Below are 15,256 nucleotides of genomic sequence, written 5' to 3'. Positions count from 1 at the left end.
ATGATCGATGCATTTACCCTGCTCCATCAGAAATCTATCGTCGCCGAGAGCAGATAAGTTCTCGGCGTCGACAGGGTCAATCCCGGCTCGCTATCATCCGAGGCACCCGCCGAGCTCCAGTAGCGTTTATCCAACACATTTTCGACATTCGCCCGCAACGTAACGGTCTTTTCGTCCAATCTGAAAGCATAGCGTGTGCCTACGTCGAACCGCTCCCAAGAGTCGATTTCCTTGTCGTTCGACTGATCCAGATACTGCGAACTCGAGTAAATCCCGCGACTGGTCAGTGTCAGCCCCTGCACGTTTGGCACATCCCACTCCGCGCCAAGGTTGACGTTGTATTTGGGGGTCGCCGGTGCGCGATTGCCGTCGAATGTACCGTTGGTGGTCTGGGTCAGTTCGCTGTCGATGTACATCACACCACCGAGTAATCGCACGCCCTTGAGCGGTTCGCCAAACACGCTCAGTTCCACACCGTTGTTCTCGCGCTTGCCATTCGGGCCGAAGACTCGCGTGGTAGCGTTGGTTTCGTAGGCAGGTTGTTTGATGCGGAACACTGCTGCCGTCAGCGCATAGGCGCCCGCGTCATACTTGGCGCCGACTTCGACTTGGCGACTGATGAATGGCGGAAAGATTTCGTCTTCGTTGATCGAGGTCGATGGCGCGATCTTGCCTTGGCTCAGACCTTCCATGTAATTGGCGTAGAGCGACAGTTTGTCTGTCGCCTTGAACAGAACACCGCCCGATGGCGAGACCTTTTCCTCATCGTAGGCCGTATCGCCCTTGACGCCGTCGCTCCAGTCATCGACTTTGACCCGCTGCCAACGCGCACCCAGGGTCAGCAACAAGCGATCGTCGAAGAAGCCGAGCGTGTCGGACAAGGCCACACCGCTGAAGCGATTTTCCGTGTAGACCTTAGCGTCATTGCGGGTCGGTGTGCCGGGTCTGGCGATTTCCACCGGGTCGTAGAGATTGCTGCGCCCGGACGCGTAACGAGCGCCACCGTTTTCGAAGTCCATATAAAAGTAGTTGGCCGCCAGGTTGACTTCATGACTGACCGCACCGGTATGGAACCAGTTGCGCACTCCGGCCGTGGCCGTGCGGACGTTTTCGTCGCGGGTGAAATCTCGCGGCTGTACGCTGAAGTCACCGGCGTCGTTGCTCACCGACACCGCGTGGCGCAAAAAATCGTGATTGCTTTTACGTGCGCCGACGCCGCCATACAGCATGACCGAATCGCTGACATCAAACTCGCCGTTGACCGTGCCGAACGTGTCCCTGGTGCGCGCCTGACTCCAGGGTTGCGCATAGTTATCGCGCACATTATTGGCGTTCGGCACCTTGGCATTGGCCGCGACCTGCACGCGTTCCTGCGGTGCGTCGGTGTCGCGTTCGGTGTGGCCGATATCGGTGGAAAGTCGCAAGCGTTCACCACGAAAATCCAGGCCAAGGACTGCCATGTCGCGATCGACACTCTGATGATCCCATTCGGTATCACCGGACTGTTTAACGCCGTTGAAACGCAGACCGAATTGATTGTCTTCGCCAAAGCGCCGTCCGACATCCACTGCGCCACCGATTTGGTTGTTGGAGGCGTAATTGGTCGTCAGCGAGGTGATCGGCTTGTCGGTCGCGCGTTTCGGCACGACGTTGATCCCCCCTCCTACACTGCCCCGTGGCGAAATCCCGTTGATCAATTGGCTCGGGCCTTTGAGGATGTCGACGCGATCAGCCATTTCCATGTCGATGGTGTACGTCGGCAACACACCGTAGAGACCGTTATAGGAAACGTCACTGTTGAACAGGCTGAAGCCACGGATGGTGAATTGCTCATAGCGCCCACCGGCCGGGTTGGTTGCGCGTACCGAAGGATCGCTGCCGATCAGCTCGCCGAGCGTGCGCGCCTGCTGATTTTTCACTGTTTGGCTGGTGTAGGTGGTCATGCTGAACGGGGTTTCCATGAAATCCCTGGAGCCCAACAGCCCTTGCGAGCCACGCCGCGCCACCTGGCCTCCGGCAAACACGTCGGCATCCGCCGGGTCGTTCGCGCCAAGAATGGAGGTAGGCGCAAGTTGCAAGGTGCTGCCTTCTGCTGCGGGCACCAGCGTATAAGCCTGATCGGCAACCGGTTGCAGCTGCAAACCGGAGCCCAGCAACAACCGGCTGAACCCCTCCTCTACACCGAATTCACCGGACAACCCGTTGCTGTTGCGGCCGCTGACCAGCGCCGGATCCACCGAAAGATTGACTCCGGCGAGACCGGCGAACCGCGTCAGCGCCGCACTCAGGCTACCGGCCGGCACCTGATAACTGCGCCGGCTGCCATCGTAAGCCCAGCTCGATTGAATCAATAAGGGGCTGGCACTCAGGCTCAGCAAAAGGCTCAACTGCAACAACGGACGCAAACGACCTGGGAATACTGCGGGCATTGGAAGAAGCTCTCGATTTTGTTCACTTGCCTGGAATGACCAGCGAGGCGAAAAAAAGGGACAGGCTTCAGCCAGTTTTTTCTGCACGCGGCACCAGCGACACCCAAAATCGCGTCTGCGTGTGCACATCGACGGGCAAGCTTGCGGCCAGCAGTGACAGCACCTGGTCGGTGTCGTCGAGGCGGAAACTGCCCGTGATGCGCAGCGATTCCAGCGCCGGATCCCAGCGCAGCACGCCCGAGCGATAGCGACTCAGTTCGCGCAGGAACTCACCGAGCGGCTGGTTCTGCGCCATCAACACCCCGTCGCGCCAGCCGGGCATCAACGTGTCGAACGCCGTCACCGCCCCGGCGCCGGACGCTTGCAGGCTGACTTGCTGGCCCTGCTTCAATACCAGCGCCGGGCCGCGCAGCGGCTGCAATTGCACCGAACCGCGCAACACGCAGACCTGGCAACTGCGGGTGCTGAGGCGCACCGAGATGTCGCTGTGACTGACGATCATTCGGCCAAAAGGCGCGTTGACGATAAAGGCTGATTCGCCCGCCACATTGAGCGCCATCTCGCCACGGATCAGCGTTAACTGGCGTGCAGGCAGATCGACGTTCACTGCGCTGTCGGTGTTGAGTTGCAATGAAGAGTCCTGCGCCAACTGCACTGTTCGTCGCTCACCGGTGCTGGTGTGCAAATCGGCGCGCCAGACATCCAGCGGCAACTCACGGCCGATCAACCACGCCGCCGGCACCAGCGCCGCCACGCCCAAGGCACGCTTGAGAGCCGCGCGCCGCGCTGGGTCCGGCCGATCCAGCGTGGCCATGGTCAGCGCCGGCGGCAACCCTGCGAAACGCTGACGCAGCTGCTGGATTTTCTGCCACGCATTTTCGTGGCGACTGTTGCTGCTGCGCCAATGCTGCAACCGGGCGTGATCTTCATCGCTGGCACCGCCGGACTCGAGCAATGCCAGCCATTGCGCCGCCGCCCGCGCCACTTCGCGCGTTTCATCGCTTGGAGTAACGCGCATCACAGCTCCACCAGCAGGCAATGCTCGTAGGCCTGAGCCATGTAACGTTTGACGGTACGTTCAGAAACCTGCAAGCGCTCGGCAATCTCGCGGTAACCGAGGCCTTCGAGTTGGCTCCACAAAAACGCCCGGCGCACCGCGCGCGGCAAGCCATCGAGCAACTCATCCAGTGCCTGCAGGGTTTCCAGCAGCAGCCAGCGCTGTTCCGGCGACGGCGCGCAGTCTTCAGGCATCAGCGCCAAGGCATCAAGGTAGGCTTTTTCCAGATGGCGCCGCGTGTAGAAATTGCTCAGCAGACGTTTGCCGACGGTGAGCAAATACGCGCGCGGCTCGCGCAACTCGGCCAATGGCGGTGCGTTGCACAAGACGCGAAGAAAGGTGTCCTGGCTCAGGTCAGCCGCATCCCACGCATTGCCCATGCGCCGGCGCAACCAAGTTTCCAGCCAGCCGCGATGCTCGCGGTACAACTGCTGCAGGCTCTGCTCCGCCGGTGACGTGGATTCAATCATCTCAAGAGACCCTGCGCGAAGGTAGATTCAAATGAGACTGATTCTATTTAACTTCACCTAGGACACAAAGCCTTTTTCTGCTCAGCGCCTGAGCGTCTCGCTCGGAAGCTCTTTGAACAGCGCTCGGTAACTGCTGGAAAACCGCCCCAGATGCCAGAACGACCAGCGCATCGCCACCTCGGCAACCGTGGTTTGCGTGGGTCGCCGCCTGAGCAATTCCCGGTGCGCACTGTTCAACCGGCGCAAGCGTAACCAGTGACTTGGGGTCATTCCGGTGTAGGCCTTGAACGCCTGTTGCAACTGGCGCAGCGGTACCCCTGCGACGTGAGAAAGTTCGAGCAGATTGACCGTGTCCTCCGACGAATCAGCCGCCCACTCCCCTACTCGCTGCATGATCTTGCGTTCGTCGTTGCGCCGCAGCAATCCGCCACGGTCGAGCGTGGTTTGAGCGTTGTCAAGGATGAACAGGCAGTCCTCAAGCAGCTGCTGCGTCAGGCAACTTTTATCAAGCGGATCAATTGCTTGCGACAATTTTGTGAGAATCGAGCTTAACCAGCCGCTGAACAAAGCGTTCTGGCCGCAATTCAGCGGCGCCATGAACAAGCCTTCGAGTTTCGCCACATCCAGACCGTGGTCGCGGACGAAATCCGCTCCGAACACCACCGCGATTTCGCGGTAGTTCTCTGGAGTGATCCAGATGTTGCGGCTCTCTTCATTGAGCAGATACAGCGCGTTGTCGCTGCGATCGAAACAAAATGCCAGCGCACCCGATGGCGCACTGAAATTCTGCTCCACCCGGGTGTTCATCTGCTCTTCGTAGACCTCGACGCCCTGCAGATCGAGATAGCGAATCTGTCCGGCGAAATGCCCCGGCGACATCTGCTGGTAATGCTGAATCCAACCCGGCGTGGCGCGCACTTGTTCGGCCACATCGGCGGTGTTGAACGCTTGAACCTGGAGCGGATTGCACGTTGTCATGGGTGGACCTTGCGCACTCTTTTGGTGCGCTTGGGTGCTGCTGAAAGTGGATAGATGGAATCACAAGCCGCGCCCAAGATAGTCGCCAACGCGCCACAGGGGAAGGGGCGGAAGATGAAACCCGCCCTCCCCGGCGTCTACAAAACCAATAACGAGGTCTTTATGAACGCCCCTTTCGATCAGCTGTTCACCTGGCTGAAAGATCACAAGATTACCGAAGTCGAATGCGTGGTCAGCGACTTGACCGGCATCGCCCGCGGCAAGATTGCACCGACCAACAAGTTCCTGCATGAGCGCGGCATGCGCCTGCCGGAGAGCGTGCTGCTGCAAACGGTAACCGGGGATTTTGTCGACGACGACATCTACTACGACCTGCTCGACCCGGCTGATATCGACATGGTCTGCAAACCGGTTTCCGATGCCGTCTACGTCATACCGTGGGCGATCGAGCCGACCGCCATCGTCATCCACGACACCTTCGACAAGTTCGGCAACCCGATCGAACTGTCGCCGCGCAATGTGCTGAAGAAAGTCCTGCAGCTTTACACCGACAAGGGCTGGAAGCCGATTGTCGCGCCGGAAATGGAGTTCTACCTGACCCAGCGCTGTGAAGATCCGGACCTGCCGCTCAAAGCGCCGCTGGGTCGTTCTGGGCGTGCGGAAAGCGGTCGCCAGTCGTTCTCGATCGATGCCGCCAACGAATTCGATCCACTCTTCGAAGACGTCTACGACTGGTGCGAACTGCAAGGCCTGGACCTCGACACGCTGATCCACGAAGACGGCCCGGCGCAGATGGAAATCAACTTCCGCCATGGCGATGCACTGGACCTGGCTGACCAGATCACCGTGTTCAAACGTACCCTGCGCGAAGCGGCGCTCAAGCACAACGTCACCGCGACGTTCATGGCCAAGCCGATCGGCGACGAGCCCGGCAGTGCCATGCACCTGCACCAGAGCGTGGTCGAGATCGCCACCGGCAAGCCGATCTTTGCTGATGCCGAAGGCAACATGAGCGAGTTGTTCCGGCATCACATCGGTGGGCTGCAGAAATACATCCCGAAAGTCCTGCCGATGTTCGCGCCGAACGTCAATTCGTTCCGCCGCTTCCTGCCGGACACTTCAGCGCCGGTCAATGTCGAGTGGGGCGAAGAGAACCGCACGGTGGGCCTGCGTGTGCCGACTTCCGGGCCGGAGTCGATGCGCGTGGAGAACCGCTTGCCCGGCGCCGACGCCAATCCGTATCTGGCCATCGCCGCAAGCCTGCTGTGCGGCTACATCGGCATGGTCGAACAGATCGAACCGAGCGCGGCGGTCGAAGGCCGCGCCTACGAACGCCGCAACCTGCGTTTGCCAATCACCATCGAAGAAGCCCTGACGCAAATGGAAGAGTGCCCGAAAGTAGCCGAATACCTGGGCAGCAAATTCGTTCGCGGTTACGTCGCGGTGAAACGCGCTGAGCACGAAAACTTCAAACGCGTGATCAGCTCGTGGGAGCGTGAGTTCCTGCTGCTAAGCGTCTGACGGCCTTCTCAGAAGAAAATGGCGAAGGTGTGAGTTATTGATCGTTCCCACGCTCCTGCGTGGGAATGCATCCCGGGACGCTCTGCGTCCCATCCAGAGCCGAACGCGGAGCGTCCGTTGAGGCATCCCGACGCAGAGCGTGGGAACGATCATTACAAGAAGAGGTGTCGATATGCGTCTGTTGAAATCCGTACTCCCGGTCGCGCTGAGTGTGCTGTTCAGCGCCACAGCCCACGCCGAGCCACGGGTCAGTGTCTACAACTGGACCGACTACATTGGCGAAACCACCCTCGCCGACTTCCAGAGCAAAACCGGGATCAAGGTGATCTACGACGTCTTCGACTCCAACGAAACGCTGGAAGGCAAACTCCTCGCCGGTCGTACCGGATATGACGTGGTGGTGCCGTCCAACCACTTTCTCGCCCGTCAGGTGACGGCCGGGGCGTTTATGAAGCTCGATCGTTCGCAGTTGCCAAACTGGCAGAACTTAGACCCCAAACTGCTTGAATTACTTGAGAAAAATGATCCAGGCAATGAGCACTCGGTGCCCTATCTGTGGGGTACCAACGGCATCGGTTACAACGTCGACAAAGTCAAGCAAGTGCTCGGCATCGACCACATCGATTCCTGGGCCGTGCTGTTCGAACCCGAGAATCTGAAGAAGCTCAGCCAGTGCGGCGTGTCGATGATGGATTCGGCCGACGAGGTGTTTCCGGCCATTCTCAATTACATGGGCATGGACCCGCGCAGCGAAAACCCTGAGGACTATAAAAAGGCTGAAGCCAAGCTGCTGAGCATCCGTCCTTACATCACCTATTTCCATTCTTCCAAGTACGTGTCGGACCTGGCCAATGGCGACATTTGCGTCGCGTTCGGTTACTCCGGCGATGTTTTCCAGGCCGCCAACCGCGCCCGGGAAGCCAAAAACGGTGTGAATATCGCTTATGCGATTCCCAAGGAGGGCGCCAACCTGTGGTTCGATCTGCTGGCGATTCCCGCCGACGCCAGCAACGCCAAAGAGGCCCATGCCTTCATCAATTACCTGCTCGACCCGCAAGTGATCGCCAAGGTCAGCGCCACCGTCGGCTACGCCAACCCGAACCCTGCGGCCAAGCCATTTATGGACCAGGCACTGGTCAACAATCCTGAGGTTTATCCGCCGCAATCGGTGCTCGATAAACTCTACATTTCCTCGACTCCGCCCCAGACGATCATGCGCCTGATGACCCGGTCGTGGAGCAAAGTGAAGTCAAACAAATGAATCAGCACAGCGCACAACACGCCCGCTCCTGGTACGCCGCCTCCGCGAGGGCGAGCACGCCCTACCCTGTGCTGGACGACGATCTGATTGTCGATGTCTGTGTGATCGGCGGCGGCTTCACTGGCGTCAACACCGCCATTGAACTGGCGCAGCGCGGTTTGTCGGTGGTGCTGCTTGAGGCGCGGCGTATTGGCTGGGGCGCCAGCGGGCGTAATGGCGGTCAGCTGATTCGCGGCATTGGCCATGACGTCGAGGGTTTCGCCCGCTACGTTGGGCGCGACGGCGTGCGGTATCTGCAGCGCGCCGGCATCGATTCGGTGGACCTGGTGCGCCAGCGCATTACGGACAACGCCATCGACTGTGATCTGCGTTGGGGCTTTTGCGAACTGGCCAACACCGCCGCGCAATTCGCCGCGTTCAAGCAGGAACAGGACAGCCTCGGCGAACTCGGCTACGCCCACGCCACGTCGCTGGTAGGCCCTGAGCACATCCGTCAGCAAGTGGTCGATGCCGGTGGATACGCCGGTGGGTTGATCGACATGGGGTCGGGTCACCTCCATCCGCTGGATCTGGTGCAAGGTGAAGCGCGGCTTGCGGCTTCGCTGGGCGTGCGCGTTTTCGAGCAGAGTCCGGTGCTGGAAATTCTCCATGGCGCTACCGTCGAGGTGCGCTGCGCCACCGGTTCAGTGCGGGCCGGTAGCCTGGTGCTCGGCTGCAACGCGCATCTGGACGAACTCGAACCGAAGCTCAGTGGCAAAGTCCTGCCCGCCGGCAGTTACATCATCGCCACCGAGCCGCTGGACGAACTCCGTGCCGCACAGTTGATTCCACAGAACCTGGCGCTGTGCGATCAAAAGGTCGGGCTCGATTATTACCGGCTCTCGGCTGATCGACGTTTGCTGTTCGGCGGCGCTTGTCATTATTCCGGGCGTGATCCGGCGGACATCGCCGCCTATATGCGACCGAAGATGCTCAAAGTGTTTCCGCAACTGGCCGACGTGGGCATCGATTATCAGTGGGGCGGCAGGATCGGCATCACCGCGAACCGCTTTCCACAGGTCGGACGGCTCAAACAGCACCCGAACGTGTTCTACGCACAGGGTTACTCCGGCCATGGCCTGAATGTCACCCACTGGTGTGCAAAGTTGTTGGGCGAAGCCATCCAGGCCGGGCACAGCCAAGGCATGGATGTGTTCAGCGGCGTGCCGCACATGACCTTCCCTGGCGGCCCGGCTCTGCGTTCGCCGCTGCTGGCGCTGGGCATGTTCTGGTATCGCTTGCGCGAAATGCTCGGTTAACAGGCGCTTACACATTCCCTAAGTTAAAGCGGCTGTTGATTTGCTCTATCGCCAAGCACTTCTATATTGATGAAGTGCTTTTGCGTTCCTGACGCTCAGTGCCCGATTAATTGAGGAGGACATGGATGAAGTCGTCAGCCAGCGACGAACCGCGAGCACCCGGTCAGGCGCCGATCAAAACCCGCCGTTTCGGCATTTCGCTGGTATGGATCGTGCCGATTGTGGCGGTGCTGGTGGGCATTTCGCTGGTGATACACAACATCCTGCAGGAAGGCCCGACGATCACCGTCACCTTCAAGACCGGCGATGGCCTGACCGCCAACAAGACTGAAGTCAGGTACCGCAACGTGGTCATCGGCCATGTCTCAGAGGTCGAACTGGCCGACGATCATAAAAATGTGAACGCCACGATCAAACTGGCCAAACAGGCCGAAGCCTTCACTCGCGAGGATTCCCAGTTCTGGGTGGTGCGTCCACGCATCGGCGCTGGCGGCGTCTCGGGCATCGATACGCTGCTGTCGGGTGACTACATTGGCGCCGACATCGGTCAGGCCAGCAATCGGGCAAAAAACTTCAAAGGCCTCGAGAACCCCCCGCCGATCACCTACGGCGAACCGGGCAAGCGCTTCACTCTGCACACTGCCGACCTCGGCTCGCTGGACATCGGTTCCCCCGTCTATTACCGCAAGATTCCCGTTGGCCAGGTGGTCTCCTACGCGCTCGACCCGGACGGCAAAGGCGTCAACATCGAAGTCTTCGTGCATTCGCCCAATGATGCCTACGTCACCGAAAATACCCGGTTCTGGAACGCCAGCGGCATCGACATCAATGTTGGCGCCAACGGTTTTGCGGTAAAAACCGAGTCGCTGTCGACCTTGCTGGTGGGCGGCATCGCTTTCCGAGCGCCGGACTACAGCCCCAACGACACGCTGGCCAGCGAAGACAGGAATTTCGAACTGTTCGCCAACCAGACCGCTGCCCTCGCCCCGCCCGACGGAAAGGCGCAGTATCTGGCCCTGCGTTTTGATCAGGCCTTGCGCGGGCTCAAGGTCGATGCGCCGGTTGAGTTCCTCGGCATCGAAATCGGTCGAGTGGTGGCAGTCAACCTCGACTTCGACGAGGTCAAACGCACCTTTCCAGTCAATGTCGGCATCGTTATTTATCCGCAGCGACTCGGCCGCGCCCACGCAAAAATCCTCAAGACCTACCATGGCGACGAAAACGACGAGGCCACCGGCGCGCGCCTGATCGGCACATTCATTGAAAACGGTCTGCGCGCCCAGGCGCGCAATGGCAACCTGCTCACCGGGCAGTTGTATATCTCGCTGGATTTCTACCCCAAAGCGCCGAAGGTCGCGTTCGACCCTACCGCACGACCGGTCACTATTCCGACCGTCCCAGGGAGCCTCGAACAGTTGCAGGAAAAACTCGAAGCCATGGTCAACAAGATCAACGCACTGCCGGTGGAGCGCATCGCCAACAACCTCGACGGCAATCTGGTCGAGTTGCGCAAGGGGCTGAAGCAGTTCAACGCCAGAACCCTGCCGGGTGTACAGAGCACTCTCGCCGACGTCAGCAAGACGTTGCAGTCCGCCAATTCGACTCTCGCCGAGGATTCACCGCAACGCGAGCAACTGACCGAGACCCTCGACGAGCTCGGGCGCATGTCGCGATCGTTGCGTGAGCTGTCGGATTACCTTGGTCGCCATCCTGAGTCGCTGATTCGCGGGCGTCCCGATAACGCCGCACCGCTGGACCTCAAAGGACCGCCACGCAATTGAGCACAGGAGCTGCCTCCATGGCTTTACCGTTGAAGATCACCGTGCTCGCTGCGTTCGTGCTACTGACGTCGTGCCGCAGCGACCCGATCAGCTTTCACACGCTGACCCCGGCGCAACCGGGCGCCAGTCGCAATGGCGCCGACATCGCTATCGAAAGCATCAGCGTGCCGCCGCAGGTCGATCGCGCGCAGATTGTGATTCGCCAAGGCAACAGCGGCGTGGCCATTCTTGATACCGATTGGTGGAGCGCCACGCTTGCCGATGAATTACGCGGCGCGCTGGCCGATCAATTGAGCGGCGGCGTCGGCCAGCATCGAGCCTCCGTGCGCGTCGATGTGCAGCGTTTCGATTCGATTCCCGGCCAGTACGCCTTGATCGACGTGAAATGGCGAGTTCGCCCGCTGGGGGCGGCGGACGCGGCGATGCTTACCTGCCGTTCGGTCCTGCAGACGTCTTCAGGGCCGAGCATCGAAGACCTGGTGACTGCGCAACAGAACAACGTCAAACGTCTCGCTGCGCACATCGCGCAGACTGCCACCGGCTCGCGCTGCCCGCCGCAAAGCTGACACCGTCTATAAATCGAAGCGATCCACCGCCCGCCGCCGCTCATTGTCATCGCGCACGTCGTAGTTGGCGGTCGTCTGGATATTGCTGTGATGGGCAAGCTTCTGCGCGATCGACAGGTCGTGCTCTTCGATCACCCGGGTGATGAATGAACGACGGAAATCATGGGGCATGATCTTCACCCCGACCTGAGTACCACGCTGGCGGGCGATGTAGTAAATCGCGTGTTTGGTGATGCGCTCGCGGGTGATGTGGCTGCCCCGGCGAATGCGGTTGAACAGAAACGCATCGTCGCTCTCGCCTTCCTTGAGCTGGGAACGACGCAGCTGCAGCCAGGCGTCGAGTTTGGCAAATGCCCAGGCCGGCGCGTACTTGATCAACTGCTTGTTGCCTTTGCCGGTGACCGTCAGACTGCGTTCGCGAAAGTCGACCTGACTCAGATCCAGATCCACCGATTCCGACTTGCGCATGCCGGTGCCGTACAGCAACGCAATCACTGCTGCGTCACGCAAGCCCTGCGGGCGCGGGTCGGCAGCGCAGACTTCCATCAGTTCGTGAATCAGCGTGCGCTTGAGGTTTCGCCCCTGAGACAAGCGTGTACCGGCAATGCCTTTGACCGAACGCATCTTCAGCAGGTGATCCTGCGTGATGAGGCTCATGCGCCAGGCTTCGTTCATCACGCCGCGCACCGCGTTCACGTACAGCGACGACGTATTCGGCGCGTAACCGTCGGCACGCAAAGCGGCGACCAGCGCCACCACATCTTCCGGTTGCAGGCCGTGCCAGGGGATTTCTTCGATATCGACATCTTCGAAACCGAGGCGGTCGGCGGCGTCTTGCAGCACATAGCGCATGGTCAACTGGCTGGAAGGCGCCAGTCGAGCCAGGTAAACGGTCAGCGGATTGCTGGTGGACGGTGCGGGCTGGGTACTCGACAAATCACTCAAACGAAACGGCCTTGAAATAAAAAACGATTCAACAAAAACAATAAATGTATGAAATGGAACGCAAAAAAACGGCCTGACTCAATGACAGGGGTTGCCGCCAAAGGGCGACAACCTGACGTTCGAGGTCGTAAAAGTCAATCGGGCATTCCCCGAACGGTCGGAATGCTGCCTCCTCGGCGGTAGGCGAACTGAAACATCGCGCTCTTATCTTCAATGCAGGGAACTGCAAGCAGGAGTGCGGCATGAAGATCACGGTGTTTGGCAGTGGTTATGTCGGTCTGGTGCAGGCGGCGGTGCTGGCTGAGGTCGGTCACGAGGTCGTGTGCATGGATGTCGATGCGCAGAAGATCGAGCAGTTACGCGAGGGCCACGTCAGTATTTTCGAGCCAGGGCTGGCGAGCCTGGTACGCGAGGGCCTGGATTCGAAACGCCTGTTATTCACCACTGATGAGCGGTTCGCGGTGTTGCATGGGCGCGTGGCGTTTATCGCAGTGGGCACGCCGTCACGCGAGGACGGTTCGGCAGATCTGCGCTTTGTGCTGTCAGTCGGCGACGCTATTGCTCAACATCGTGAGCAGCCATTGATCGTGGTGGAAAAATCCACGGTGCCGGTGGGCACGGGCGATGCCTTGCGCAATTACATCGAAAAGGCCCTGATCAAGGTCGGCCGACTGCTGCAGTTCGATATCGTCTCCAACCCGGAATTCCTCAAGGAAGGCTCTGCCGTTGCCGATTGCCGGCGCCCGGACCGTATCGTCATTGGTTGCGAAGGCGCGGAAGTGCGCGAGGTGATGCGCGATCTGTACGCACCGTTCAACCGCAACCATGAGCGCATCCTGTTCATGGACCTGCGCAGCGCCGAGCTGACCAAATACGCCGCCAACTGCATGCTGGCGACCAAAATCAGCTTCATCAACCAGATCGCCGAACTTGCCGAGCACCTCGGTGCGGACATTGAAGCGGTGCGTCATGGCATCGGCGCCGATTTGCGGATCGGCTATCACTTCATCTATCCGGGTTGCGGCTACGGCGGTTCGTGTTTTCCCAAGGACATGCGCGCGCTGATTCACAGTGCCGAGCAGGCGCATTGTTCCAGTGATCTGCTGCAAGCGGTCGAGGCGATCAATCAGCGGCAGAAGCACAAGCTGTTCGAGCGCATCAAGGCGTTCTACCACGGCGACTTGCGCGGCAAGGCCTTTGCTCTGTGGGGCCTCGCGTTCAAGCCCAACACCGACGACATGCGTGACGCGCCGAGCCGGGTACTGCTCGAGGCTTTATGGGCTGCTGGCGCCAGCGTGCGTGCGTTCGATCCCGAAGCCATGCAGCAAACCCAGAGGCTTTATCCAAACGAGCCAAAACTGATGTTGATGGGGACGCCTGAATCAGTATTGGCCGGTGCCGACGCGCTGATCATCTGCACCGAATGGCAACAGTTCAAGGCGCCGGATTTCGAGCTGATCAAACAGCGTCTGAACAGCCCGGTGATTTTTGATGGCCGCAATCTGTATGACGCTGAACGCCTGGCGCGTAACGGTTTTCAGTATTTCCCGATGGGCCGCGGTGAATCGTGCAAGTTACCGATTACGTTGCGGCAGAGGCCGGCGGCTTCGGACGTGGCTTGAGCTGGCCCTGTGGTGTCCAGCTGAAGTTGTGTGTGGTGCCATGGAGGTTGACCGGTGGCGCCTGCACAGAGAGGATGGCGTTCGCCCAAGGCTTCCCGAATAAGGACATTCCCCTTCCGTGGCCATCTATTCTCCGTTCATTCGCCGATTGATGATCAGCTCGCTGACCGTGGTCATCAGTCGCGCACTGATCAGTCCGCTGCTGACCTTGTTTCTCAGCAACAAACTGGGGCTCAATCCGCAGGATGTCGGCTTGCTATTGGGCATCGCCGTGTTCAGCGCCACGTTGCTGTCGCTGTACGGCGGCTACATCATCGACAGGCTCGACAAGCGCCAGTTGCTGATCCTGACCATGCTCTCCAGCGGTATAGGCCTGTTCCTGCTAACCGTCGCGCAGAATCTGTATCTGGTCACCGTGGTGCTGATCATCAGCGAGACCGCGTCGGCGCTGTTTCTGATCGGCAGCAAGGCGATCCTCAGTGAACACCTGCCGGTGGGCCAGAGGGTCAAGGCGTTTTCGCTCAATTACACGCTGACCAATATCGGCTACGCCGTCGGCCCGATGCTCGGCGTGGTGATTGCCGGGGTGCAGCCATCCGCGCCGTTCATCGTTGCCGGCGCAATTGCCATTGGCAGTATTTTTCTGCTGTTCGGCGGGGCCAGGGATGCCCGCCCATTATCTGTCGGCAGCGCGCCGCAGAGTTTCCTCAACACCCTGGTGATCCTCAAAAACGACCGGACGATGGTGTTGTTCACCCTTGGCTGCCTGCTCAGCACATTGGTGCACGGGCGTTTCACCCTGTACCTGTCGCAATACCTGCTGGTCGCCCACACCCAGCAACAAATGCTCGACACGATGGCCGCCCTGCTGGCCTGCAACGCAATCACGGTCATCGTGCTGCAGTACCAGGTCGGGCGCTGGCTGAGTCGCGAACACCTGCGTCACTGGATTGCCGGCGGCACCGCGCTATTCATTATCGGCCTCATCGGTTTCAGCGTGGCCGACAGCCTGCTCGGCTGGTGCGTGGCCATGTTCATTTTCACTTTGGGCGAGATGATCATCTACCCGGCCGACTTCCTCTTCGTCGACACCCTCGCCCCGGAGGCACTGCGCGGCAGCTACTACGGCGCGCAAAACCTCGCGGCACTCGGCGGCGGGGCGAGCCCGGTCATCTGCGGGTTTCTGCTGATGCATACGCCTGCGCCGAGTATGTTCTTCGCCCTGAGCGCGCTGGCAGCGCTAGGCGGCTATCTTTGTTTTGTCAGCGCGCGCCGCGCTGCTTCAATTCAAAAATAGTGCACTAAAACTGCACTTATATGAATTTGTC

Annotated in this window: 12 protein-coding genes; 7 read left to right on the top strand and 5 right to left on the bottom strand. The window is 59.8% G+C overall.

What is annotated here, in order from left to right; translation table 11 throughout:
• Window positions 1–26: 26 nt before the first annotated feature.
• The 4 genes from ACIGDJ_RS00570 to ACIGDJ_RS00555 form a co-directional block, all read right to left on the bottom strand.
• Window positions 27–2,429, bottom strand: a complete 2,403-nt coding sequence (locus ACIGDJ_RS00570) for a TonB-dependent siderophore receptor (RefSeq protein ID WP_397478130.1) — start codon at window positions 2,427–2,429, stop codon at window positions 27–29.
• Between the two features lie 67 nt (window positions 2,430–2,496).
• Window positions 2,497–3,447, bottom strand: a complete 951-nt coding sequence (locus ACIGDJ_RS00565; RefSeq protein ID WP_397478129.1) for a FecR domain-containing protein — start codon at window positions 3,445–3,447, stop codon at window positions 2,497–2,499.
• Window positions 3,447–3,956, bottom strand: coding sequence for a sigma-70 family RNA polymerase sigma factor (locus ACIGDJ_RS00560; RefSeq protein WP_313001195.1), 510 nt, complete (start codon window positions 3,954–3,956; stop codon window positions 3,447–3,449). The genes ACIGDJ_RS00565 and ACIGDJ_RS00560 overlap by 1 nt, the downstream gene beginning before the upstream one ends.
• A gap of 81 nt (window positions 3,957–4,037) precedes the next feature.
• The gene (locus ACIGDJ_RS00555) at window positions 4,038–4,934 is read right to left on the bottom strand and encodes a helix-turn-helix domain-containing protein (RefSeq protein ID WP_101160218.1); all 897 of its coding nucleotides are present in this window, start codon (window positions 4,932–4,934) and stop codon (window positions 4,038–4,040) included.
• 162 nt (window positions 4,935–5,096) lie between these two features.
• On the opposite strand from ACIGDJ_RS00555, the gene ACIGDJ_RS00550 reads away from it, so the two are divergent.
• The 5 genes from ACIGDJ_RS00550 (at window position 5,097) to ACIGDJ_RS00530 (ending at window position 11,361) form a co-directional block, all read left to right on the top strand.
• Window positions 5,097–6,455, top strand: coding sequence for a glutamine synthetase family protein (locus tag ACIGDJ_RS00550; RefSeq protein WP_313001198.1), 1,359 nt, complete (start codon window positions 5,097–5,099; stop codon window positions 6,453–6,455).
• Between the two features lie 172 nt (window positions 6,456–6,627).
• A complete protein-coding gene (locus tag ACIGDJ_RS00545) occupies window positions 6,628–7,716 on the top strand; it encodes a polyamine ABC transporter substrate-binding protein (protein WP_397478128.1) in 1,089 nt (362 codons plus the stop codon).
• Window positions 7,713–9,014, top strand: a complete 1,302-nt coding sequence (locus ACIGDJ_RS00540; RefSeq protein WP_397478127.1) for an NAD(P)/FAD-dependent oxidoreductase — start codon at window positions 7,713–7,715, stop codon at window positions 9,012–9,014. The genes ACIGDJ_RS00545 and ACIGDJ_RS00540 overlap by 4 nt, the downstream gene beginning before the upstream one ends.
• Window positions 9,015–9,139: 125 nt before the next feature.
• Window positions 9,140–10,795: an intermembrane transport protein PqiB gene (locus tag ACIGDJ_RS00535; protein WP_397478126.1), complete on the top strand. Its 1,656-nt coding sequence runs from the start codon at window positions 9,140–9,142 to the stop codon at window positions 10,793–10,795.
• A 17-nt stretch (window positions 10,796–10,812) separates the two neighbouring features.
• Entirely contained in the window at window positions 10,813–11,361 is a 549-nt protein-coding gene (locus ACIGDJ_RS00530) for a membrane integrity-associated transporter subunit PqiC (protein WP_101160233.1), read from the top strand.
• Between the two features lie 6 nt (window positions 11,362–11,367).
• On the opposite strand, the gene xerC is transcribed toward ACIGDJ_RS00530, so the two are convergent.
• Window positions 11,368–12,306: a tyrosine-type recombinase/integrase gene (gene xerC, locus ACIGDJ_RS00525; RefSeq protein ID WP_313001209.1), complete on the bottom strand. Its 939-nt coding sequence runs from the start codon at window positions 12,304–12,306 to the stop codon at window positions 11,368–11,370.
• 242 nt (window positions 12,307–12,548) lie between these two features.
• On the opposite strand from xerC, the gene ACIGDJ_RS00520 reads away from it, so the two are divergent.
• Entirely contained in the window at window positions 12,549–13,928 is a 1,380-nt protein-coding gene (locus tag ACIGDJ_RS00520) for a UDP-glucose dehydrogenase family protein (RefSeq protein ID WP_397478125.1), read from the top strand.
• 118 nt (window positions 13,929–14,046) lie between these two features.
• Window positions 14,047–15,225: an MFS transporter gene (locus ACIGDJ_RS00515; RefSeq protein ID WP_397478124.1), complete on the top strand. Its 1,179-nt coding sequence runs from the start codon at window positions 14,047–14,049 to the stop codon at window positions 15,223–15,225.
• Window positions 15,226–15,256 lie beyond the last annotated feature (31 nt).

The sequence above is a fragment of the Pseudomonas sp. NPDC079367 genome, from assembly GCF_044542195.1.
In the GTDB taxonomy this organism is placed as follows: domain Bacteria; phylum Pseudomonadota; class Gammaproteobacteria; order Pseudomonadales; family Pseudomonadaceae; genus Aquipseudomonas.
This window is presented reverse-complemented; position numbering and strand designations above follow the sequence as displayed.